Annotated in this window: 21 protein-coding genes; 9 read left to right on the top strand and 12 right to left on the bottom strand. The window is 71.6% G+C overall.

Features of this window, described 5'->3' with window-relative positions:
* The first annotated feature begins 4 nt into the window (after positions 1-4).
* Entirely contained in the window at positions 5-1,282 is a 1,278-nt protein-coding gene (locus ACGFNH_RS22010; RefSeq protein WP_393656858.1) for a thymidine phosphorylase, read from the top strand.
* A 143-nt stretch (positions 1,283-1,425) separates the two neighbouring features.
* Complete coding sequence (locus ACGFNH_RS22005; protein ID WP_393656217.1) at positions 1,426-1,650, top strand: hypothetical protein; 225 nt, start codon at positions 1,426-1,428, stop codon at positions 1,648-1,650.
* Positions 1,651-1,736: 86 nt separating this feature from the next.
* Here the strand turns inward: ACGFNH_RS22005 and ACGFNH_RS22000 are convergent, their stop codons facing one another.
* Complete coding sequence (locus ACGFNH_RS22000; protein WP_393656215.1) at positions 1,737-3,068, bottom strand: MFS transporter; 1,332 nt, start codon at positions 3,066-3,068, stop codon at positions 1,737-1,739.
* 62 nt (positions 3,069-3,130) lie between these two features.
* Between ACGFNH_RS22000 and ACGFNH_RS21995 the strand changes: the two genes are divergently transcribed.
* Positions 3,131-4,132 carry a LysR family transcriptional regulator gene (locus tag ACGFNH_RS21995; RefSeq protein ID WP_393656213.1) on the top strand — a complete coding sequence of 334 codons (1,002 nt, stop codon included), beginning with the start codon at positions 3,131-3,133 and terminating at the stop codon, positions 4,130-4,132.
* A gap of 61 nt (positions 4,133-4,193) precedes the next feature.
* Here the strand turns inward: ACGFNH_RS21995 and ACGFNH_RS21990 are convergent, their stop codons facing one another.
* Positions 4,194-4,958, bottom strand: a complete 765-nt coding sequence (locus ACGFNH_RS21990; RefSeq protein ID WP_393656211.1) for an alpha/beta hydrolase family protein — start codon at positions 4,956-4,958, stop codon at positions 4,194-4,196.
* Positions 4,959-5,068: 110 nt separating this feature from the next.
* Here ACGFNH_RS21990 and ACGFNH_RS21985 point away from each other — a divergent pair, with 110 nt between their 5' ends.
* Both ACGFNH_RS21985 and ACGFNH_RS21980 read left to right on the top strand, forming a co-directional pair.
* Positions 5,069-6,235 carry an adenosine deaminase gene (locus ACGFNH_RS21985; protein ID WP_393656209.1) on the top strand — a complete coding sequence of 389 codons (1,167 nt, stop codon included), beginning with the start codon at positions 5,069-5,071 and terminating at the stop codon, positions 6,233-6,235.
* A gap of 194 nt (positions 6,236-6,429) precedes the next feature.
* Positions 6,430-6,822 carry an ATP-binding protein gene (locus ACGFNH_RS21980; protein ID WP_393656207.1) on the top strand — a complete coding sequence of 131 codons (393 nt, stop codon included), beginning with the start codon at positions 6,430-6,432 and terminating at the stop codon, positions 6,820-6,822.
* Positions 6,823-7,017: 195 nt separating this feature from the next.
* Here the strand turns inward: ACGFNH_RS21980 and ACGFNH_RS21975 are convergent, their stop codons facing one another.
* The 5 genes from ACGFNH_RS21975 to afsQ1 form a co-directional block, all read right to left on the bottom strand.
* Positions 7,018-7,218 (bottom strand): PspC domain-containing protein, encoded by a 201-nt coding sequence (locus ACGFNH_RS21975; RefSeq protein ID WP_393656205.1) that lies wholly within the window; start codon positions 7,216-7,218, stop codon positions 7,018-7,020.
* A 74-nt stretch (positions 7,219-7,292) separates the two neighbouring features.
* Positions 7,293-7,850: a VanZ family protein gene (locus tag ACGFNH_RS21970; protein ID WP_393656203.1), complete on the bottom strand. Its 558-nt coding sequence runs from the start codon at positions 7,848-7,850 to the stop codon at positions 7,293-7,295.
* 40 nt (positions 7,851-7,890) lie between these two features.
* On the bottom strand, positions 7,891-8,496 hold the full coding sequence (locus ACGFNH_RS21965) for a hypothetical protein (RefSeq protein ID WP_393656201.1): 606 nt from the start codon (positions 8,494-8,496) through the stop codon (positions 7,891-7,893).
* A complete protein-coding gene (locus tag ACGFNH_RS21960) occupies positions 8,493-10,052 on the bottom strand; it encodes an ATP-binding protein (protein ID WP_393656199.1) in 1,560 nt (519 codons plus the stop codon). Before ACGFNH_RS21960 ends, ACGFNH_RS21965 begins: the two co-directional genes overlap by 4 nt.
* 46 nt (positions 10,053-10,098) lie before the next feature.
* Entirely contained in the window at positions 10,099-10,776 is a 678-nt protein-coding gene (gene afsQ1 / locus ACGFNH_RS21955; RefSeq protein WP_393656197.1) for a two-component system response regulator AfsQ1, read from the bottom strand.
* Positions 10,777-11,014: 238 nt separating this feature from the next.
* On the opposite strand from afsQ1, the gene ACGFNH_RS21950 reads away from it, so the two are divergent.
* On the top strand, positions 11,015-11,827 hold the full coding sequence (locus tag ACGFNH_RS21950; RefSeq protein WP_393656195.1) for a SigE family RNA polymerase sigma factor: 813 nt from the start codon (positions 11,015-11,017) through the stop codon (positions 11,825-11,827).
* Between the two features lie 357 nt (positions 11,828-12,184).
* Here the strand turns inward: ACGFNH_RS21950 and ACGFNH_RS21945 are convergent, their stop codons facing one another.
* Entirely contained in the window at positions 12,185-12,835 is a 651-nt protein-coding gene (locus ACGFNH_RS21945) for a uridine kinase (RefSeq protein ID WP_393656193.1), read from the bottom strand.
* 129 nt (positions 12,836-12,964) lie between these two features.
* Here ACGFNH_RS21945 and ACGFNH_RS21940 point away from each other — a divergent pair, with 129 nt between their 5' ends.
* On the top strand, positions 12,965-13,444 hold the full coding sequence (locus ACGFNH_RS21940; protein ID WP_393656191.1) for a hypothetical protein: 480 nt from the start codon (positions 12,965-12,967) through the stop codon (positions 13,442-13,444).
* Positions 13,445-13,555: 111 nt separating this feature from the next.
* On the opposite strand, the gene ACGFNH_RS21935 is transcribed toward ACGFNH_RS21940, so the two are convergent.
* From ACGFNH_RS21935 to ACGFNH_RS21920, 4 genes are all read right to left on the bottom strand, one after another.
* Positions 13,556-14,416: an aldehyde dehydrogenase family protein gene (locus ACGFNH_RS21935; RefSeq protein WP_393656189.1), complete on the bottom strand. Its 861-nt coding sequence runs from the start codon at positions 14,414-14,416 to the stop codon at positions 13,556-13,558.
* Positions 14,409-15,845 (bottom strand): aldehyde dehydrogenase family protein, encoded by a 1,437-nt coding sequence (locus ACGFNH_RS21930; RefSeq protein WP_393656187.1) that lies wholly within the window; start codon positions 15,843-15,845, stop codon positions 14,409-14,411. Before ACGFNH_RS21930 ends, ACGFNH_RS21935 begins: the two co-directional genes overlap by 8 nt.
* 6 nt (positions 15,846-15,851) lie before the next feature.
* Positions 15,852-16,847: a deoxyribose-phosphate aldolase gene (deoC, locus tag ACGFNH_RS21925; RefSeq protein WP_393656856.1), complete on the bottom strand. Its 996-nt coding sequence runs from the start codon at positions 16,845-16,847 to the stop codon at positions 15,852-15,854.
* 768 nt (positions 16,848-17,615) lie between these two features.
* Entirely contained in the window at positions 17,616-18,590 is a 975-nt protein-coding gene (locus ACGFNH_RS21920; RefSeq protein ID WP_393656185.1) for a hypothetical protein, read from the bottom strand.
* Positions 18,591-18,851: 261 nt separating this feature from the next.
* On the opposite strand from ACGFNH_RS21920, the gene ACGFNH_RS21915 reads away from it, so the two are divergent.
* Complete coding sequence (locus ACGFNH_RS21915) at positions 18,852-18,992, top strand: hypothetical protein (protein ID WP_393656183.1); 141 nt, start codon at positions 18,852-18,854, stop codon at positions 18,990-18,992.
* Entirely contained in the window at positions 18,989-20,188 is a 1,200-nt protein-coding gene (locus ACGFNH_RS21910; protein ID WP_393656181.1) for a pyridoxal phosphate-dependent aminotransferase, read from the top strand. Before ACGFNH_RS21915 ends, ACGFNH_RS21910 begins: the two co-directional genes overlap by 4 nt.
* The last annotated feature ends 644 nt before the right edge of the window (positions 20,189-20,832 follow it).

Here is a 20,832-nt window from a genome sequence, read left to right as displayed (position 1 = left end):
CCTGATGGACGTCATCTCGGTGATCCGCACCAAGCGCGACCGGGGCCGTCTGACCGACGCCCAGATCGACTGGGTCATCGACGCGTACACGCGTGGCGAGGTCGCCGACGAGCAGATGTCCGCACTCGCCATGGCGATCCTGCTCAACGGCATGGACCGGGCCGAGATCGCCCGCTGGACCGCCGCGATGATCGCCAGCGGCGAGCGCATGGACTTCTCGTCCCTTCCGCGCCCGACCGCCGACAAGCACTCCACGGGTGGCGTCGGCGACAAGATCACCCTGCCGCTCGCCCCGCTGGTCGCCGCCTGCGGAGCGGCCGTTCCGCAGCTCTCGGGCCGCGGCCTCGGCCACACCGGAGGCACGCTCGACAAGCTGGAGTCCATCCCCGGCTGGCGGGCGCTGCTCTCGAACGAGCAGATGCTCGACGTCCTCGGCTCCACCGGCGCCGTCATCTGCGCGGCGGGCGACGGACTCGCGCCCGCGGACAAGAAGCTCTACGCGCTGCGCGACGTCACCGGCACGGTCGAGGCGATCCCGCTCATCGCCTCCTCGATCATGTCCAAGAAGATCGCAGAGGGTACGGGCTCGCTCGTGCTGGACGTGAAGGTCGGCTCCGGCGCCTTCATGAAGACCGTCGACGACGCCCGCGAACTGGCCTCCACGATGGTCGGCCTCGGCACGGACCACGGCGTGAAGACCGTCGCCCTGCTCACCGATATGTCCACGCCGCTCGGCCTCACCGCGGGCAACGCCCTCGAGGTCCGCGAATCCGTGGAGGTCCTGGCGGGCGGCGGCCCGGTGGACGTCGTCGAGCTCACCCTGGCGCTCGCCCGCGAGATGCTCGACGCCGCGGGCCTGCCCGACGCGGACCCGGCGAAGGCCCTGGCGGACGGCTCGGCGATGGATGTCTGGCGCCGCATGATCGCGGCCCAGGGCGGCGACCCGGACGCAACCCTGCCGGTCGCCCGCGAGCAGCACGTGGTCACCGCGTCCGAGTCCGGCCGCCTGGCCGCCCTCGACGCGTACGCGGTGGGCCTGGCGGCCTGGCGCCTCGGCGCGGGCCGTGCCCGCAAGGAGGACCCGGTGCAGGCGGGCGCGGGTGTGGAGATCCACGCCAAGCCGGGCGACAGGGTGACGGCGGGCCGGCCGCTGCTGACCCTCCACACCGACACCCCGGAGAAGTTCGCCTACGCCCTGGAGGCCCTGGACGGCGGCGTCCTGGTGGCCCCGGCGGACTCGGCGTTCGAGCCCACCCCGGTGGTGCTGGACCGCATCGCCTGACCTGCGGATTCCCCGTAGGGATGAACGGGACCGGTGGACCCCCACCGGTCCCGTTCGGCGTGCTGGGGTTGGTGTCACGAGTAAGGCGACCGCCATGAGTGCACTCCCCGTCGATCCCGCACCGGGCTCGCACTGGGATGAGCTTGTCCGTTTCTGCGGAGGAGTCGGACTGGCCCGAGGGCAGCAAGGTGGAGATCATTGAATCTGCTCATCGACCGCTTCGCCCCGCCGGGGCCGACGTCACGTTGTACGGGGAGCCGAGCGGCGAGACCTCCCGTGAGTTGCGCAAGGTGAAATTCGGAGAGGACATCCGTATCCCTGCACCGTTCGACGTCACGATCGACACCAGCGTTTTCCCTATCGGCTGACTCGGTCGCGCGATCCGCATCGGCAAAGGGGCCAACCGCCGAATTCGGCGGCCGGCCCTTCGCGTGTTCGCTGTGAGGCCCGCGGACTACGACCGCGCCGGTGCCGGGCTCGCGCAGCCGCTCGACGGGTGGGCGGCGCGGGCGCGGCGGTCGGCCAGCGCCTTGCGCGTCGCGTAGATCGTGATGCCCGCCGCCGTGAGGACGGCCACGATGCCGAGAAGGACCGTGCCCTCCCAGCCCGCCGTGCGGAAGGCGAGAGCGCCGAGCGCACCGCCCGCGCTGCTGCCCAGGTAGTACGCCGACTGGTAGAGCGCCGACGCCTGCGCCCGCCCCGTCTTCGCCGTCCGGCTGACGGACGAGGACGCCACCGCGTGGCCCGCGAAGAAGCCCGCCGTGATGAGGATCAGTCCGGCGAGGACCGCGCCCAGCGTGCTGGAGAGGCTCAGCAGCAGACCCGCTGCCGTGGTGCTCACCGCCGCGTACAGGGCGCCGCGGCGGCCCAGACGGGCCACGAGACGCCCGGCCGCGGCCGACGAGGCCGTGCCGACCAGGTAGATGAGGAAGATCGAACCGACCACGCCCTGGGGGAGGTTGAACGGTTCTCCCACCAGCCGGTAGCCGATCACGGTGTAGACCGCGCCGAAGACGGTCATGAACAGCGCGCCGATCGCGTACAGCCGGCACAGCAGCGGGTCGGCGAGGTGGCCGCGGACCGTACGGGCCAGTGCCCGCGGGCTGACCGTGGACGGTGTGAAGTGCCGCGCCTTCGGCAGCAGCAGCCGGAAGGCCACCGTGCAGATCACCGCCAGCAGAGCGACCGCGCCGAGTGCCGCCCGCCAGTCCCAGGCCTGCGCGACCCAGCCGGTGACGATCCGGCCGGACATGCCTCCGATGCTGTTGCCCGCGACGAACAGTCCGATCGCGCCGACGAGCGCCTTCGCGCGCACCTCCTCCGCGATGTACGCCATCGCGGACGCGGGGATCCCGGCGAGCGCGACGCCCTGGACGGTGCGCAGGGCGATCAGCGTGCCGAGGTCCGGTGCGAGGGGCAGGATCAGCGAGACGAGTGCGGCCACGGTGAGGGAGGCCGTCATCATCGCCTGCCGCCCCACCCGCTCGGACAGTGCGCTGAGCGGCAGTACGGCCAGCGCCAGGCCGGCCGTGGGGGCGGAGACGGTCCAGCTCGCCGCGTCCGGCGTCACGCCGAACCCGGCGGAGATGGCGGGCAGCAGAGCCTGGGTGGAGTAGAGGAGCGCGAAGGTGGCGACTCCCGCCGCGAACAGGGCGGCGTTCATCCGGCGGTAGCCGGGGCCGCCGGGGCGCAGCTTGGTGGCCTCGGAGCTCGGTGCTTCGTGAGGGGACAGGGCTGGGGCGGCGCCCACGCTGGTGGTGGACGCCCTGGTATCTGCAGGAGGCATGTATTCAACGTAGAGACCCCCGCCTCATGCGTCCAATGCATGAAGTCGTCATAATCGTTCCCATGGTGCATGACCGCAGCTCACGACCGCGTCTGTCACGGGACGGCAACGAAGAAGACATCCAGGCAACAGGTGAGGCCGGGACGGCCGAACTCGATCCCGACTCGTGGTCCGCGCTGCTCGCGCCCCGCCTCGCACAGTTCGCGGGCGTCGCGCGGTACGAGCATGTGACGCGCGCCGCACAGCGCATGGCGGTGCCCCAGTCGACGCTCAGCCGTGCCATGGTCCGGCTCGAACAGGACCTGGGCGTCTCCCTGTTCGCCCGGCACGGCCGCACGCTCTCGCTCACACCCGCGGGCCGCACGTTCCTCGGCTCGGTCGAACGCGCACTGGCCGAGGTGGAGCGCGCCGCCGAATCCGTACGGGAGGACGCGGACCCGGCCGCCGGCAGGATCGCCTTCGGCTTCCTGCACACCCTCGGCTTCGAGACCGTGCCCGGCCTGCTGCGCACCTTCCGTGCCGAGCACCCGCGCGTCCGCTTCCAACTCGTCCAGAACTACGGGGAAGCCATGCTCGCCCGTATGCGCGCGGGCGGCCTCGACCTGTGCCTCACCTCACCGGTTCCGGACGCTCCCGACCTGGTGGCCCGGCGCCTGGACGAGCAGAAGCTGCGCCTGGTCGTACCGGACGACCACCGCCTCGCCTCGCGCCGCCGTGTGCGGCTGGCGGAGGCGGCGGACGAGGCGTTCGTCACGCTCGAACCGGGCTACGGTCTGCGGCGGATCACCGACGACCTGTGCGCGGAGGCCGGGTTCACACCGCGGATCGCCTTCGACGGCGAGGAGGCGGAGACACTGCGCGGCCTGGTGGCGGCCGGACTCGGGGTGGCGCTTCTGCCGCCACCGGCCGTCCCGCGCCCGGGAGTCACGGAGCTGACGGTCACCGCGCCCCGCGCCGTACGGGAGATCGGCGTCGCCTGGCTCGCGGGGCGCCCGGACACACCGCCGGTGGCGGCCTTCAAGCGCTTCCTGCTCTCGCGGCGCGGCCAACTGATCCCGCGCTGAACCGGATCGGGCGCCCAACGGGCCCTCAGCCCGGGTGGCAAGCCCCGGCGCGCACCGGCCCTCAGTACCGCAGCGAGGACCCGAAGCCCGCCGCCAGCGGCATCCGCAGCCCCAATGGCGGGGGAGCGGCGAGGGCGTCGGCGACCGGGCGGCTGAAGGCGCGGGCGAAGAGGGCGCCGAGCACGAAGTCCGCGGCGAGGGAGTGGACTTCGGTGCGGTGCTGGCTCAACCCGTGGCCGTCCGTGTGGACTTCGAAGCGGCAGACATCGCGGTTGACCTTCTTCGCTCGCTCCGCGTACCGGTACGACAGCTCCGGATCGGTCCGCTCGTCGTTCGTGCCGTGGACGAGCAGGACGCGGCGCCCGAGGAGCTGTTTCACCGGATCGGGCTTCTCGGCGGAACCCTGCCGAGGAAGCCAAGGGGCCAGTGCCAGTACGGAGTTGACGGCCGGATGGTCGGCTGCGCGCAGTGCGGCGCGCGCGCCCATGTGCGTACCGGCCAGGCAGACCGGGACGTCGCCGTAGAGCCGTACGGCCTCGTCCGCCGCCCAGCGGGCGTCCTCGACCGGGTGGGAGGCCGTGCCGTTCCAGCCGCGGTAGCGGTAGCGCACGACGTGGGTCACCAGTCCGTGGTCGCGGCCCTCCCGGGAGAGCCGCCGTGCCAGGGGTCGCGCGGCCGCCGCGGTGACCGGTGACGGTCTCCGCGTGCTCTCCGGTTCGCCTCCGGGCAGCAGGAGCAGCACTCCGTGCACCGTGTCGCCCGGACTCGTCGCCCCCACCGCCCGCCCCAGCCGGGCGTCACGCACCGGCACCGTTTGCTGAGCCATGTCACAGAAGATGTCAGTCCCAGGCCCGGGCGAAACCCCGCGCGCGGTCAAGGTTGGGTATTCATCCCTGCGCTCTACGCGCGTAGGCGACAAAGCGATAGAGTGCGGAAATGACGAGCGAGACCACCACCACACCGACACCGGACCAGATCCGCCGGGCCCCCAAGGTGCTGCTGCACGACCATCTCGACGGCGGTCTGCGCCCCGGCACCATCGTCGAGCTGGCCCGTGGGACGGGATACGACGGACTGCCGGAGACCGAGCCCGACAAGCTCGGCGTCTGGTTCAGGGAATCCGCCGACTCCGGCTCCCTGGAGCGCTATCTCGAGACCTTCCGGCACACCTGCGCGGTCATGCAGACCCGCGACGCCCTGATCAGGGTCGCCGCCGAGTGCGCGGAGGACCTGGCCGCCGACGGCGTCGTCTACGCCGAGATCCGTTACGCGCCCGAGCAGCACCTGGAGGGCGGGCTGACCCTCGAAGAGGTCGTCGAGGCCGTCAACGAGGGCTTCCGTGAGGGCGAGCGCCGGGCCAGGGAGAACGGCCACCGCATCCGGGTCGGCGCCCTGCTCACCGCGATGCGGCACGCGGCCCGTGCCCTGGAGATCGCCGAACTCGCCAACCGCTACCGCGATCTCGGCGTCGTCGGCTTCGACATCGCCGGCGCCGAGGCGGGCTTCCCGCCCACCCGCCACCTCGACGCGTTCGAGTATCTGAAGCGGGAGAACAACCACTTCACCATTCACGCGGGCGAGGCGTTCGGCCTGCCGTCCATCTGGCAGGCGCTGCAGTGGTGCGGGGCGGACCGGCTGGGCCACGGCGTGCGGATCATCGACGACATCGAGGTCGCCGAGGACGGGACGGTCACGCTCGGCCGGCTCGCCTCGTATGTGCGCGACAAGCGCATCCCGCTGGAGCTCTGTCCGACGTCCAACCTCCAGACGGGCGCGGCCTCCTCGTACGCCGAGCACCCCATCGGGCTGCTCCGCCGTCTCCACTTCCGGGCCACGGTCAACACCGACAACCGGCTGATGAGCGGCACGAGCATGAGCATCGAGTACGAGCACCTGGTGAAGACCTTCCGGTACACGCTCGACGACATGCAGTGGTTCACCGTCAATGCGATGAAATCAGCTTTCATTCCTTTCGACGAACGTCTCGCCATGATCAATGACGTGATCAAGCCGGGATACGCCGAGTTGAAGGCGGAGTGGTTGTTCCGGCAGTCCCCTGTCGGACGTGCTGTGACCAGCGATTCCGGTTCAGCGGAGGGCTGATCGGCGCCTCGGGGAGGAAATCCGGGAAGCGGCCGGGGTGTTCGTCACCCGGCCGTTTCCGCTGTTTGCGGCCGAACCGTTCTGTGACTACGTTTCGAAGTCCTGCGGTCACGGCCCGTGCATTGCCGTTTCTCCGGCATGCCCGTGATCCGGTGATCGCAACAGCAACTTCCCCATCACGAGGACGTAATTCGATGAAGCAGGGAACCGCCAAGACCCTCGGTGTCGCCGTGCTCGGCGCCGCTTTCGCCGCTGCCGCCGCCGGCTCGGCCTCCGCCGCCACCCCGGCAGGCGACGCGCTGAAGAGCCTGCCGCTGGGAGAGGTCACCAAGACCCTGCCCGCCGGTGCCCCCAAGACTCTGCCCGCAGGTACCCCCAAGTCCCTCGGGGCCGGGCAGGACATCCTCGGCCGCGCCACCTCGGCGCTGCCCGTCGCCAAGGGCCTGGCCGGAACCCCCGCCGCCCCTGTCGTCGGCGACAAGGCCGCCAAGACCGCCAAGGACACCAAGGTCGGCCTGCTCGGCGGTCTGCCGCTCGGTGCGACCCCGCTGGGAGGCCTCGGCAACGGCCAGCTCGGCGTCGGCTGACGCTCCCCGCACTCCGCGTGGACGCGGCCGCGCCCTCACCCGTATCAGTTCCGGGTGAGGGCGCGGCCGTCTGTCATGCGTCGGTGCGGGCCGGGTAGTTGGAGCGACGCAGGTCCTCGCGCCGCACCGGGTGCCGTCACACGGCGTGCCGTCCCGCCGTACCGCGTGCCGCACCCGGACCGTGCGCCGAGAGGCTCACCAGGCCGTACGGGTCTTGTCCTCGGAGGGCAGCAGCGCCCAGAGCAACACGTAGAGCAGGATCTGCGGCCCCGGCAGCAGGCACGAGAGAAGGAAGATCACGCGGACCGTGGACGCGGACGTGTTGTAGCGCCTGGCCAGCGCCGCACACACTCCGCCGATCATCCGTCCGTTACTGGGGCGAACCAGGGCGGCCATGAGGGCTCCTTCGCGAATCGTCGTATCGAGGTAACACCTCAACGGTAGGTTCGCGAAGCGGACAAAGCTTCGGTCTATGGGGCGATCCCGACCCTGTGGATCGTCGGGGTCGGCCCCTGAGCCCCCTCGTCCCGGGGGAGGGGAGCCGCCCTACGGGTGCGGGGCCCCCGGCGAATGAGCACAAGTCCCCGCAGCGGCGGTACGAACAGCAGGTACGCGGCCGCCACCCCCGCCGTGTTCAGCAGCAGCACATCCACATCGAGCGTGCGCCCGGGCACATCGGTCTGCAGCAGCTCTATGGCCAGCGACACCATGAATCCGGTGAACACCGTGTGCGTCGGCGAACCCAGTCCGCGCAGCGCCAGCCGTCCCGTCGCCATCGGCAGCAGCACCCCGAGCGGGGCGAGCAGCAGGAGCGCGGGGCCGAGCGCCGTCGCGGTCTCCCAGGGGCCCTGCGCGATCACCGCGCGTATCGTCGCCAGCGGCCGCAGATTCGCCGCCGGAACCCACGGAACGCTGCGCGGGCGGAGGGTCAGCCAGCCGACGACCGTGAGATGTGCGAGGAGGAGAAGCAGCCCCGCCGCGCGGAAGCGGAAGGTGAGGCGGCGGTCGCCGGAGTCAAGACTGTGCACGTCTCTCAGGACGCGTGGTGGAGGCGACCCGGTTCCGTGGTCACTCCACCGGAGTGCCCGTGGTCTGCGCCACGTCCGGACGGGTCCGCAGGCTCTCGGTGCACGGGTAGCGCTTCGGCTCGTCGTCCGAAGGACCGCCGAGGACCACTGAACCTCGCTCCACGGCGACGGGCGTCTCCGCGTAGGTGCAGACGATCTGTGCGAGTGCGTACGACGGGAGTTCGTCGGGGAGCCGGCTCAGCCGCACGGTCCCTTCGGGGTCGCCCTCGTGCGCGCCGGAGACGGTCAGGTCGTCGCCCACCTCGGTGGCGAACCCGGCCTCGTGCTCGGCCGCGGTCGGCTGGTCCTGCAACTCCTCCAGCAGTGCGCGGGCGAGAGCGGGCCGGTCCGTGGAGAACCGGTCCCCGGGCATCCGCACCGTACGGTCGACGGGCAGGAGCTGGGTGCTGCACACGAGGTAGACATGGACGGGTACCGAGCCGGCGAAGTCCGCCCCCGGTCCCTCGCCGGACACCTGGCAGGACGCGCGCGACGGCGCCGCGCCCGCGTCCACGGGCACGGACGTGCCGCGGATGCCGCAGCCCGTGGCGCCCAGCATCCCGAGCGTGAGTGCCGCGGCAGCGGCCGGGCGCAGCCATCGCCTCATGGTCCGCCTTCCTCGTCGTCCTCGCCGCGGTCGTTCTCCGACTCGGGCGCGAGCCGCGAGGCATCCATCGGCAGGCGCAGCGTGAACACCGCCCCGCCTTCGGGGGAGTTGGACGCGGTGATCTCGCCGCCGTGGATGTGCGCGTTCTCCAGCGCGATGGACAGGCCGAGGCCGCTGCCCTCGGACCGCGGCCGCGACGCGCTCGCCTTGTAGAAGCGGTCGAAGACATGCGGCAGGACGTCCTGGGGGATGCCGGGCCCGTGGTCCCTCACCTCGATGACCAGTTCGGCCGCGTCGGTGTCCTCGGCGACCGTACGGACCGAGACACGCACGGGTGAGCCCCCGTGCTTCAGCGCGTTCCCGATGAGGTTGGCCAGGATGACGTCGAGGCGGCGCGGGTCGAGCCGGGACACGATGCCGCGTTTGGCGTCCAGTTCGACGGCGTCCAGCCAGGCCCGCGCGTCGATGCAGGCCGTCACCTGGTCCGCGACGTCCACGTCGTCCAGCACCAGGCGCGCGGTGCCCGCGTCGAACCGGGTGACCTCCATGAGGTTCTCCACCAGGTTGTTGAGGCGACGGGTCTCGGTCACCACCAGGCGTACGGCCGGTTCGATCATCGGGTCGAGGTTGTCGGCCTCCTCCTCGAGTACCTCGGTCACCGCCGTGATGGCCGTCAGCGGCGTCCGCAGCTCGTGCGACATGTCGGCGACGAAGCGGCGGCTGGATGCCTCGCGGGCGCTCAGCTCGTCGACGCGGTGCTCCAGGGACTCGGCCGTCCTGTTGAACGTCCGGGAGAGATCGGCCAGTTCGTCGGTCCCCGACACCCGCAGCCGGGTGTCGAGCTTGCCCTCCCCGAGGCGCTTGGCCGCCTCTCCGAGGCGCTGCACCGGCCGCAGCACCGTCGAGGCGGCGGCCTGGGCGAGCAGTGCCGAGCCGATCAGCGCGAGCCCGGTGGCGATCCCCAGCGACCAGGCCAGCGAGTTGAGGTCGTCGCGCTCGGAGGCCAGCGACTTGAGCATGTAGCCGGTCGGCCCGTCGCCCATCACCTTCGCGCCGCCGACCAGGTACGGGTCGCCGCCCAGGGTGATCCGCTGCCAGTACAGGTGGTACGGCACTCCGTCGCCCTCGTCCGGCGGCCGCTGCTTGTTCACCGCCTTGCGCAGCGCGGAGGGGACGACGTTGAACGTGAACACCTCGGAGTCGGAGGGCGCCGCGCAGTCGCTGTCGTCCTTCTGCTTGTCGATGAGGACGACCTCGTAGTGCTGGGTGGTGCTCCCCATCCGGTTCGCGGCGTGCTGGAGCTGGTCGCACGGCGGGCGCAGGGGCAGCGAACCGGCGTTGTCCTCCAGCGACTTGCGGAAGTCGTTGAGGGCCGCGTTCTGCGTCCGGGTCAGCACGGCGTCCTTGTTCAGCCAGTACGCGATCCCGGACGCGGAGACCGCGGCGGTCAGCGCGACCAGGGCGAAGACGACCACCAGCCGCAGGCGCAGGCTGGTCAGGCGCAGCACGCTGGCCGCCCAGACCCGTACCCGGCCGGGTGGCGACGCATCCTTCACGGAGCCGTCCCCTCCAGGGCGGTGCGGGGGCGGCGGGCCCGGGCGGTCACTGGGGCGTGTCCAGCCGGTAGCCCACGCCGCGCACCGTACGGATCAGGGTCGGCGACGACGGGACGTCCTCGACCTTGGCCCGCAGCCGCTGCACACAGGCGTCCACGAGCCGGGAGTCGCCGAGGTAGTCGTGCTCCCACACCAGCCGGAGCAGCTGCTGGCGGGAGAGCGCCTGCCCGGGCCGGCGGCTCAGTTCCAGGAGCAGGCGCAGCTCGGTCGGCGTGAGCTGCAGGTCCTCGCCGTTCTTGGTGACGGTCATCGCCGAGCGGTCGATGGTCAGATTGCCGAACGACGCCGCGTCGTTGGATTCGCGCTCGCCGCGGCGCAGGACCGCGCGGATCCGTGCGTCCAGCACCCGGGGCTGGATCGGTTTCAGTACGTAGTCGTCCGCGCCCGACTCCAGCCCCACCACGACGTCGATGTCGTCGCTGCGCGCGGTCAGGAGAATGATCGGGAGCTGGTCGGTGCGCCGGATCCGGCGGCACACCTCGAAGCCGTCGATACCCGGCAGCATCACGTCCAGCACGATCAGGTCGGGCCGCTGCTCGCGCAGCAGCTTCAGGCCGTCCTCGCCCGAGGCCGCGGCCACCACGCGGTGGCCCTGGCGGCTCAGGGAGAGTTCAAGGGCCGTGCGAATGGCGTCGTCGTCCTCGATCAGCAACAGGAAAGGCACGGTGGTCATTCTGGCCCAAGGAGTGCCAGGAGTTCGACCGAAGGTCCCCCTCCGTCGCTCCGCACCCCTCGTACCGGCTCTTTCGGCGGGGTCTTTCTCGCACCCGTCACCCCTGTAACACGGCTGTGACAGTCGGCGGACAACGCGATGAAACTGGCCCGGCAGTCTTTTGGGCACCGGGAGGGCGACCTGCCGGAACCGGAAACCAACAGCAGACTCCACCGACGGGGGGCGCGAGATGAACACACTGCACGCCGGCACCACCAGCGCAGTTGTCACGCGCCTCCACGACGGTGCCAGGAGCTCTGCTCACCCCCGGACCGAGTCCGGGGCGGAGAAGTCCGGTGCCGTGAGCGGGCGGGGGTGCGCTCGCGGCACCGGGCGTCAGAGGCCGCCGTACTCCATCGGTCACCGCTGGGGACACTCGCAGGCCATCGACGCCACCACGCTCCGTGACGGGGGGGTCCGTGACGGGGGGATCGACGGGGGAGAGTCGGACAGGGAGGAGTCGGCGCGACGGGAGAGCCTGTCGGAGGCGGAGTTCACCGCCTACGTGCGGGAGCGCCGCGCCTCCCTGTACGCGACGGCGTACCACCTGACCGGCGACCGCTACGAGGCCGAGGACCTGCTGCAGAACGCGCTCTTCTCGACCTACCGGGCATGGGACCGGATCAGCGACAAGGCCGCGGTCGGTGGTTACCTGCGCCGCACCATGACGAACCTCCACATCAGCGCCTGGCGCCGGCGGAAGCTCAACGAGTACCCGACCGAGGAACTGCCGGAGACGGCCGGCGACCAGGACGCGATGCGCGGCACCGAACTGCGCGCCGTGCTCTGGCAGGCGCTGGCCCGGCTGCCCGAACTGCAGCGCACGATGCTCGTCCTGCGCTACTACGAGGGCCGTACGGACCCGGAGATCGCAGACATTCTGGACATCAGCGTGGGCACGGTGAAGAGCAGCATCTGGCGCTCGCTCCGCCGCCTGCGCGAGGACGAGGCGCTCAGCTTCGGCCGGAGTGAGCAGGAATCCTTCGGCGAGCTGGTGGCCTGAAGACCCGGGGAGGGGAGCCGGGGGGGAACACGGGGGAACACGGGGGACGGGGGCCCGCCAGAGGTCGGGGGACCGGCGGGGAGAGGGAAGCGGGACCGAGTGGCCGGGGGGTCCACTCGGTCCCGCACTCATGGGTGAAGCCGTGCGGCACTCATGGGTGAAGCCGTGGGGCGTGCGCGCCGGCACGTGCGTGGAGCCGCACAGCATGTGCCTGAAGTCGCGCGGCCGCGTTCGCCGAGCTGCGCGGCCGCTGTGCGGCGTTGTGCGGTCGTGCTGCGCGGTGGTGGTGGTGCCGTGCGGTCGTGCTGCGCGGTCGTGTTGCCCCGGGGAGCCGCACGGCGCCTCACCGCCCCTCCCTCAGCGCATGGTTGCGGAGCGCGTGCCCTCCATCGCGGCGAAGGCACGTCCGGCCGCCGCGGCACCGAGCCGCTCCAGCGCCTCCTTCTTGCCGCACGGGTGGGCCCCCAGTGCCGCATGCCGCGCAACGATGGCCGGTTCCTCGCGCATCAGCCGCCATCCCCGCCGGATCAGCACCGGAACCGGCTTGCGCGCCTCCCGCAGATCGCGCAGCAGCCGGCGCCTGAAGGTGGTCGAGGGGCGCCCGCGCAGGCACAGTGCGTCCGCCAGCAGCCCGAGTTCACGACACCGGACCACCACATCGGCGGCGAAGATGCCCTCCGCGACGAACAGCGGCGCTCCGTCGATCCGCAGGACCGTCGCTCCGCTGCGCGAGCTGGTGGAGATGTCGTACAGCGGGACGCTCGTACGGCCCGTACGGCACAGCTCCTCGATCGCCGCGACCGCGGCGTCCGCGTCCCAGGACGCCGGTGCGTCCCAGTCCGTGCCCGAACCATCGGGGAGGAGGGGGAGCGTCGGGTCCCCGGCCTCCTTGTAGAAGTCGTCGAGGTTGAGCACCGGCAGTCCGGACCCGATGGCCAGGGACGACTTGCCGGAACCCGAAGGGCCCGTGAGCAGCACGACGCGCGCGGAGCGATGGTGGGAGGTCACGGGACCCCATTCTCGCGCATACGTGCGCCGTTGCGACCCGCTGGGGCACGACATTCGCGCACCCGGCCCCCGTTCAACTACGGTGTGTTGTCGCTCGATCACGCAACGAAAGAAAGTGGCAGGTGGCCCATGGCCTCTCACGCACGCTCCAAGTCCCCTGTGGCAGCCCGGGTCCAGGGAGTCCCGGGCGCACTGCTGCGCGCCGGCCTCGTCGTGGCCGCCGCCGGTGCGGCACTCGCGGCGGGTGGTTCGGCCGGCGCATGCCCGCTGCACGACGGGCACGGGCAGTGCGGGAAGGGCGGCCAGGCGAGCCCGGCCGCGACCGAGGGCGGCGTCGCCAACTCCCTTGCCGACCCGGGCACCTCGCTGCGCGAGGGCACGAAGCACGGGGTCGCCGGTGTCGCCGGGCCGCTGAAGAGCATGCAGCTCAACCCGCTCGCCAAGACGGGCGTGGACCCGCTCGACAACGGAGTCGGCACCCAGGTCGCCGACTTCAAGTCGGTCGGCACCCAGTCCGTGACGGACAACGTCACCCGAGGCCAGTCCCTGGACGACCTGCCGCTGCTCGGTCCGGCCGCGCAGCAGCTGCCCGGCGGCTGGGCGCAGTAGGCACCCGCAGGACCGCAGCCCGTACCCCCTCTCCGTACGCGAGCGAGCCCCGTCGCCCTTCGAGGGCGGCGGGGCTCGCTGCTGCGCCTGCGGCAGGTGCCGTGGCTCGGGTCAGACGCCGATGGGGTGCCAGACCGTCTTGGTCTCCAGGAACGCCAGCATGCGGTCGGTGCCGGGGTCCGCCGTCCAGTTCGTACGGGACGGACGCAGCACCCGCTTCAAGTTGTCCGCCGCCGCCGTCTCCAGCTCCTTCGCCTGCTCGGCGTCCGCGCCCACGAGATCGATCGCGTTGACGTCCTGGTGCGAGGCGAGCGGCCGGGCGATCTCCGCGGTGCGGCCCGACAGCAGATTGACGACGCCGCCGGGCAGATCCGAGGTCGCCAGCACCTCGGCCAAGGACAGGGCGGGCAGCGGCGACTTCTCCGACGCCACCACGACGACCGTGTTGCCGGTGACGATCGCCGGGGCGATCACCGACACCAGGCCGAGGAAGGACGACTCCTGCGGGGCCAGCACGGCCACGACACCGGTCGGCTCCGGGGTGGAGAGGTTGAAGTACGGTCCCGCGACCGGATTGGCCGAGCCGGCGACCTGGGCCACCTTGTCCGACCAGCCCGCGTACCAGACCCAGCGATCGATCGCCGCGTCCACCTGGGCCGTCGCCTTCGCCTTGCTCAGGCCCTCGGCATCCGCGACCTCCGCGATGAACTGGTCCCGGCGGCCCTCCAGCATCTCGGCGGTGCGGTAGAGGATCTGGCCGCGGTTGTACGCGGTGGCGCCCGACCAGCCGCCGAACGCCTTGCGGGCCGCGACGACCGCGTCCCGCGCGTCCTTGCGCGAGGCGAGCGGGGCGTTCGCCAGCCAGTTGCCTTCTGTGTCGGCCACCTCGTACACCCGCCCGCTCTCGGACCGGGGGAACTTGCCCCCGACGAACAGCTTGTAGGTCTTGAAGACGCTGAGACGCTCAGACATTCAGGTATGCCTCCAGACCGTGGCGGCCGCCCTCGCGGCCGTAGCCCGACTCCTTGTAGCCGCCGAAGGGGGAGGCGGGGTCGAACTTGTTGAACGTGTTGGCCCAGACGACGCCGGCCCGGAGCTGGTCCGCCATCCACAGGATGCGCGAGCCCTTCTCGGTCCAGATGCCCGCCGACAGGCCGTACGGCGTGTTGTTGGCCTTCTCCACGGCCTCGGCCGGGGTGCGGAAGGTCAGCACCGACAGCACCGGGCCGAAGATCTCCTCGCGGGCGATGCGGTGCGCCTGGGTGACGCCGGTGAACAGGGTCGGCGCGAACCAGTAGCCGGAGCTGGGAAGTTCGCAGGCCGGGGCCCAGCGCTCGGCGCCCTCCGCCTCACCCGCCTCGGCGAGCGTACGGATCCGGGCGAGCTGCTCGGCGGAGTTGATCGCGCCGATGTCGGTGTTCTTGTCCAGCGGGTCGCCCACGCGGAGCGTCTGCATCCGGCGCTTGAGCGCGTCCAGCAGCTCCTCGGCGATCGACTCCTGGACCAGCAGACGGGAACCGGCGCAGCAGACATGGCCCTGGTTGAAGAAGATGCCGCCGACGATGCCCTCGACGGCCTGGTCGATGGCGGCGTCGTCGAAGACGATGTTCGCGGCCTTGCCGCCCAGTTCGAGGGTGACCTTCTTGTCGGTGCCGGCGACCGTACGGGCGATGGCCTTGCCGACGTCGGTGGAGCCGGTGAAGGCGACCTTGTCGATGCCGGGGTGGCCCACCAGTTCGGCGCCGGTGGACCCGTCACCGGTGATGATGTTGACGACACCCTTGGGCAGCCCGGCCTGGCGGCAGATGTCCGCGAAGAACAGCGCGGACAGCGGGGTGGTCTCCGCCGGCTTGAGGACGACCGTGTTGCCCGCGGCGAGCGCCGGGGCGATCTTCCACGCCAGCATCAGCAGAGGGAAGTTCCACGGGATGATCTGGCCGGCGACGCCCAGCGGCTTGGGGTCGGGGCCGTACCCCGCGTGAGCCAGCTTGTCGGCCCAGCCCGCGTAGTAGAAGAAGTGCGCGGCGACCAGCGGGAGGTCGGCGTCACGGGACTCGCGGATCGGCTTGCCGTTGTCCAGCGACTCCAGGACGGCGAGCTCGCGCGAGCGCTCCTGGACGATGCGGGCGATGCGGAACAGGTACTTGGCGCGCTCGCTGCCGGGAAGCGCCGACCAGGCGGTGAACGCCTTGCGGGCGGCCTTGACCGCCGTGTCGACGTCCTCGGCGTCGGCCTGGGCGACCTCGGAGAGGACCTCCTCGGAGGAGGGCGAGACGGTCTTGAAGACCTTGCCGTCCGCCGCCTCGCGGAACTCGCCGTCGATGAACAGCCCGTAGGACGGGGCGATGTCGACGACTGCGCGGGACTCGGGCGCCGGTGCGTATGCGAATGCTGGGCTCATGTCGGATCAGTCCACCGTCACGTAGTCGGGACCGGAGTAACGCCCGGTGCTCAGCTTCTGGCGCTGCATCAGCAGGTCGTTGAGGAGGCTGGACGCGCCGAAGCGGAACCAGTCCGCCGTCAGCCAGTCGTCGCCGAGCGTCTCGTTGACCATCACCAGGTACTTGATCGCGTCCTTGGAGGTCCTGATGCCGCCCGCCGGCTTCACCCCGACCTGCACCCCGACGGCGTTCCGGAAGTCGCGGACCGCCTCCAGCATGAGGAGGGTGACGGGCGGGGTGGCGTTGACGGCGACCTTGCCGGTGGAGGTCTTGATGAAGTCGGCACCGGCGAGCATGGCGAGCCAGGAGGCGCGGCGGACGTTGTCGTACGTCTGGAGCTCGCCGGTCTCGAAGATCACCTTGAGATGGGCGGCGCCGCCCCCGTCGCGCCGGCAGGCGTCCTTGACCTGCCTGATCTCCTCGAAGACATCGAGGTAGCGGCCGGAGAGGAAAGCGCCGCGGTCGATCACCATGTCGATCTCGTCGGCGCCGGCGGCGACGGCGTCACGGGTGTCGGCGAGCTTGACGGGCAGGGCGGCACGGCCGGAGGGGAAGGCGGTCGCGACCGAGGCGACATGGACACCGGAACCGGCGAGGGCTGCCTTGGCGGTGGCCACCATGTCGGGGTAGACGCAGATCGCGGCGACCTTGGGGACGGTGCGGTCCGTGGGATCGGGGTTGATGCCCTTGGCGCAGAGCGCCCGGACCTTGCCCGGGGTGTCCGCGCCTTCGAGCGTCGTCAGGTCGATCATCGAGATCGCCAGGTCGATGGCGTACGCCTTCGCCGTGGTCTTGATCGAGCGGGTGCCGAGAGTCGCGGCGCGGGCCTGCAGACCGACCGCGTCGACACCCGGCAGGCCGTGCAGGAAGCGGCGCAAGGCGGCCTCGGAGGCGGTCACGTCCGCCATGGAGGCCAGCCGTTCGGGGGCTTCCGTGCCGTATGCGGGAACAGTGGTGGGCATGGTCACCAGGTGAGCATATCTACGCGCGTAGCAACTTGTCACTACCGGGTCGCCTTCCGGCGAGGGCGGGCGGGGCTCCGACGGGGCGCGTGGTGCGGGGTTTGTGGCGGGGTGCCGGAGCGGGGCTCCGGCGGGGCATGCGGGGGTGCGGTGTGCGGTGTGTGCGGGTCGCGATGAGGCCTCGGGCGCCTGGCTCGGTCGCCGGGATGCCCGGGCGTGCAGTGGTCCGGCCCGAGGGGTGTCCGCCGGGACAGGGCACGGCGGGACCGGCGGGAGCCGGGGGCCGTGAGGCGTCCCGGGCGTCAGGCGGCGGGCGGGGCTCCGGCGGGGCGCGCGGTGCGGGGCTGCGGCGGGGCGCGCGGTGCGGGGCTGCGGCAGGGCATGCGTGCGGGGCGTACGGGCGGTGGGGGCGGGTCGTGCGCCTGGCTCGGGCGCCGGGCCGGAGCGCCTGGCCCGGGCGCCTGGCCCGGGCGCGGGGATGGCGGGCGCCGGGATGCCCGGGCGTGCATCGGTTCCGCCCGAGGGGCGCCTGCCGGGACAGGGCTTGATGGGACCAGCGGGAGCAGGGGCCGGTGGTGGCCTCGGTTCGTCGAGGGGTCGTGTTCGGTCCGTCGAGGGTCTTGCGCCGGTCCGTCGAGGGGGCGTGTTCGGTCTGTCGAGGGTCTTGCGCGGGTCCGTCGAGGGGGCGTGTCCGGTCCGTCGAGGATCGTGCGCGGTTCGCGTCCCACCGGCGCATGACGCGTAAGTCCGGCAGGGGGTGTACCCCGGCTACCTCTTCGTGGAGTCCTCCAGGAGCCCGGACACCGCCGCCAGATAACCGAGTTGGGCCCGGCTGCGGCTGCCGAGGCGGGTGGAGATCTGCGAGATGTACTCCTGGCAGCGGCGGACGCTGATGCCCAACTGCTGGGCCGTCACCGCGTCCGTGTCGCCCGCGACGACATGGCGCAGGATCGCCAGGCCCAGGTCGTTGGAGATCTGCGACGTCCGGCGGTCACGGGTGGGCGGCGTGAAGGGCGTCGCCCGCAGCCACGCACGGGCGAAGAGGTCCGCGAGGAACGCCACGACGGCGGGGGAGCGGATCTCCACCGCCGTGCTCCGATCCGTACGTCCCAATGGCCCCGGGATGAAGGCGAGTCGACGGTCGAAGACGATGAGCCGGTCGAAGCTCTCGTCCAGGGTGCGGACCTCCGCGCCCTGGCCCTGGACCGTGCGTACGAACTCCTGGGTCGCCGGGCTCGCGCGGGCGGAGTGCTGGTAGATCGTGTGCATCCGGACTCCGCGGGCCAGCATGGACGAGGTCGCGGGCAGCGACTCCGCCAGTACCTCCTGGGGCCGCCCGCCGCCGGGCTGGCAGGTGAGCACTTCCGCGGTGCAGTCCTGGGCGGCGGCGCGGATCGACTCGTTGATGTTCGCCAGGCCGGTGTGCTCCACGAGCGCGCCGCGGCTCGCGGCGAACTGCTCGCGGTACGCCGCCTCTGCCGGGGCAAGTGCCGTACGGATCCGGCAGATGCGCTCGATCGCCTCCTGTGCGTCCCTCATCAGGTCCGCCACCAGCGTGCTCTGCGCCGCTGCCGGGTTGACCGGCTCGTACCGGCCGCCGGGTGTGTGCGGGGCGGTCAGCAGGCCGAGGCGCACGAGCCGTTCGAGGGTGGCGCCCTCGGCCTGCCCGGGGCACGTGCCGCCCAGATCGAGGGCCGTGCGGTAGACGTGGAGGTCCTCGTCCAGCAGCGTGTAGTCCGGCATCGCGGATCCGGGAGGCTCACCGGCCCCGAGTTCCCCCGCGCCGGGTCCCTCCGCACCGGGTCCCTCCGGACCGGACTCCGGTGCACCGTCCCCCGGTTCGTGTTTCTGCACGGACAATTCACGACCCCCTCGCAGCCTTGAGGCTAGCCATCAGGAACAGAAAGCATCAAGTGGGAAATCCGTCCACTTCGTGGACTTCTCCGGCTCACATTCCGGACTCCCTTCTCCTTCACCCCTGTTGTCGACCGCAAGGAGCTTTGTATGCCCCGCAGGCTGTTCCGATTCGCGATCGCCGGTGCCCTGGCCTTGGCCGCCGTGACGGCCCTGACCGGAGCGGCCGGCGGCGGGCCCGGGGACATCGGATGGATCGTCGTCGGCCCGGGCCTCACGGGCCAGGTGTGAGCCTGTCGGACGCGGCCGGCCGGATCTTCGGATTCCGGCCCGCACGCGCCGATCCCCCAAAGGCCCCCGCCCGTCCGCGCGGTGACGACCCCGACCTGATCGACTTCGCTTCGGGGGAGCTGGACTTCGAGCCCCCGGCCTCCATGCGCCGCGCTCTCGCCGCCGCGCTGGAGGGACCGACCCACCGCTGCACCAGTGCCGCCGGGCTGCACGAGCTGCGCGTCGCCCTCTCCGACCGGGTCACCCGTACCCGCCGCATCGTGTGCGCGCCGTCGCAGGTGCTGGTGACCGCAGGCGCCCGCCACGGACTGCACCTGGCGTGTCTCGCGTTGCTCAACCAGGGCGACGACGTGCTCGTACCGCAGCCCGCGTGGGGCACGTTCATGGCCCAGATCCGGCTGGTCGGCGCCAACCCGGTGGGGCTGGACACCCGTGGCACCGGTTTCGTCCCCACCGTCGAGGGACTTGAGGCACTGCGCACGCCACGGACGCGCATGATCGTCCTCAACACCCCCAACAACCCCACCGGAGTGGTGTATCCGCCCGGACGGCTGGCCGAGATCACCGAGTGGGCCGTACGCAACGACCTGTGGGTCCTGTACGACGAGTGCTACGCGGACCTCTTGCTGCCCGGCGCCGTGCACTCCCACCCCGTACAGCTCGTCGCCGGTGCCCGCGACCACGTCGTCACCTTCGGCTCGTTCTCGCAGTCGTTCGCGGTGCCCGGCTGGCGCGCCGGCTACGCGTACGGGCCGGAACGGATCATCGCCGCCCTCGCAGACCTGCAGCACCACACGACCTCGAGCGCCGCCAGCGCGGTCCAGTACGGGGTGCTGCCGGCCGCCCGCGGTGAGGAGGACGTGTTCCTCTCGGAGATCCGCGCCGTACTGCGCCACCGGCACGGCCTGGTCCGCAGCTTCCTCGGCGAACTCCCGCACATCGGTGCCACAGAGCCCCAGGGCGCGCACTACTTCTTCCTCGACGCCACATCCCTCCTGGGCCGCACCCTGTACGGCACGCGGCTGGACACGGCCGACGACCTGGCCGCGGCCCTGATCGACCACGCGCAGATCGCCCTCGCGCCCGGCACGGAATTCGGCGCGGACGGCTATCTGCGGCTGTCGTACGGGATCCCGGAGGACCGCATCGCGGAGGGATTGGGGCGGCTGGGAGAGGTACTGGGGGAAGTGGAGTGACGGGGTGGGTCCCCAACCGTCAGGCGGCGACGCCGACTTGCCGGGCCTCTTCCCTGATGCCCTCGCTCGCCTGTCGTCGGCGCGTGCGGACGAGCGCGTCGGCATGATGCGGCGCCGCATCCGACCGCATCTTGACAACGTCACGCGCGTGCGCTAAACGCACGCGCGGACGTGAGGTCACATGAGGTGGCGCGCCAGAATGCCCCTGCCTGACCGGACCCCGGAAGCACAAGAGTTGGGGCCCCACGGCTCGACATCAAGGCCCCTATGCGCCGCGGCAGGGCCGGTGAGGCGGTGATGTACCCGCATGCGCGGCCGGTCTCCGGTCGCACGTCGACTGTCGGTCTCGTCTCGCGCCTGCGGCGCAAGGATGGAGCATCGGGGCGGCGGGGGCACGGCTGAGGTCTGCGTCCGTGGCTGGGGCCTGGGGCCTGGGCTGAGGCTGGGGCTGGTGCTGGGGCTGGTGACGCTGCGGGTTCCCGCATGCGCCGCCGGACTTCCGTCGCACGTCGACTGTCGGTCTCGTCTCGCGCCTGCGGCGCAAAGATGGAGCAACGGGGCGGGGGGTCCGGCTGAGGTCCGCGTCCGCGGCAGGGCCGGTGACACTGCGGGTTCCGGCAGGCGCTCGGGGGTCCTGCGCTTTT

This window comes from Streptomyces sp. NPDC048639 (assembly GCF_043199075.1).
Lineage (GTDB): Bacteria > Actinomycetota > Actinomycetes > Streptomycetales > Streptomycetaceae > Streptomyces.
Note: the sequence above shows the minus strand (reverse complement) of the source record. Positions and strands in the feature narration are given on the sequence as shown.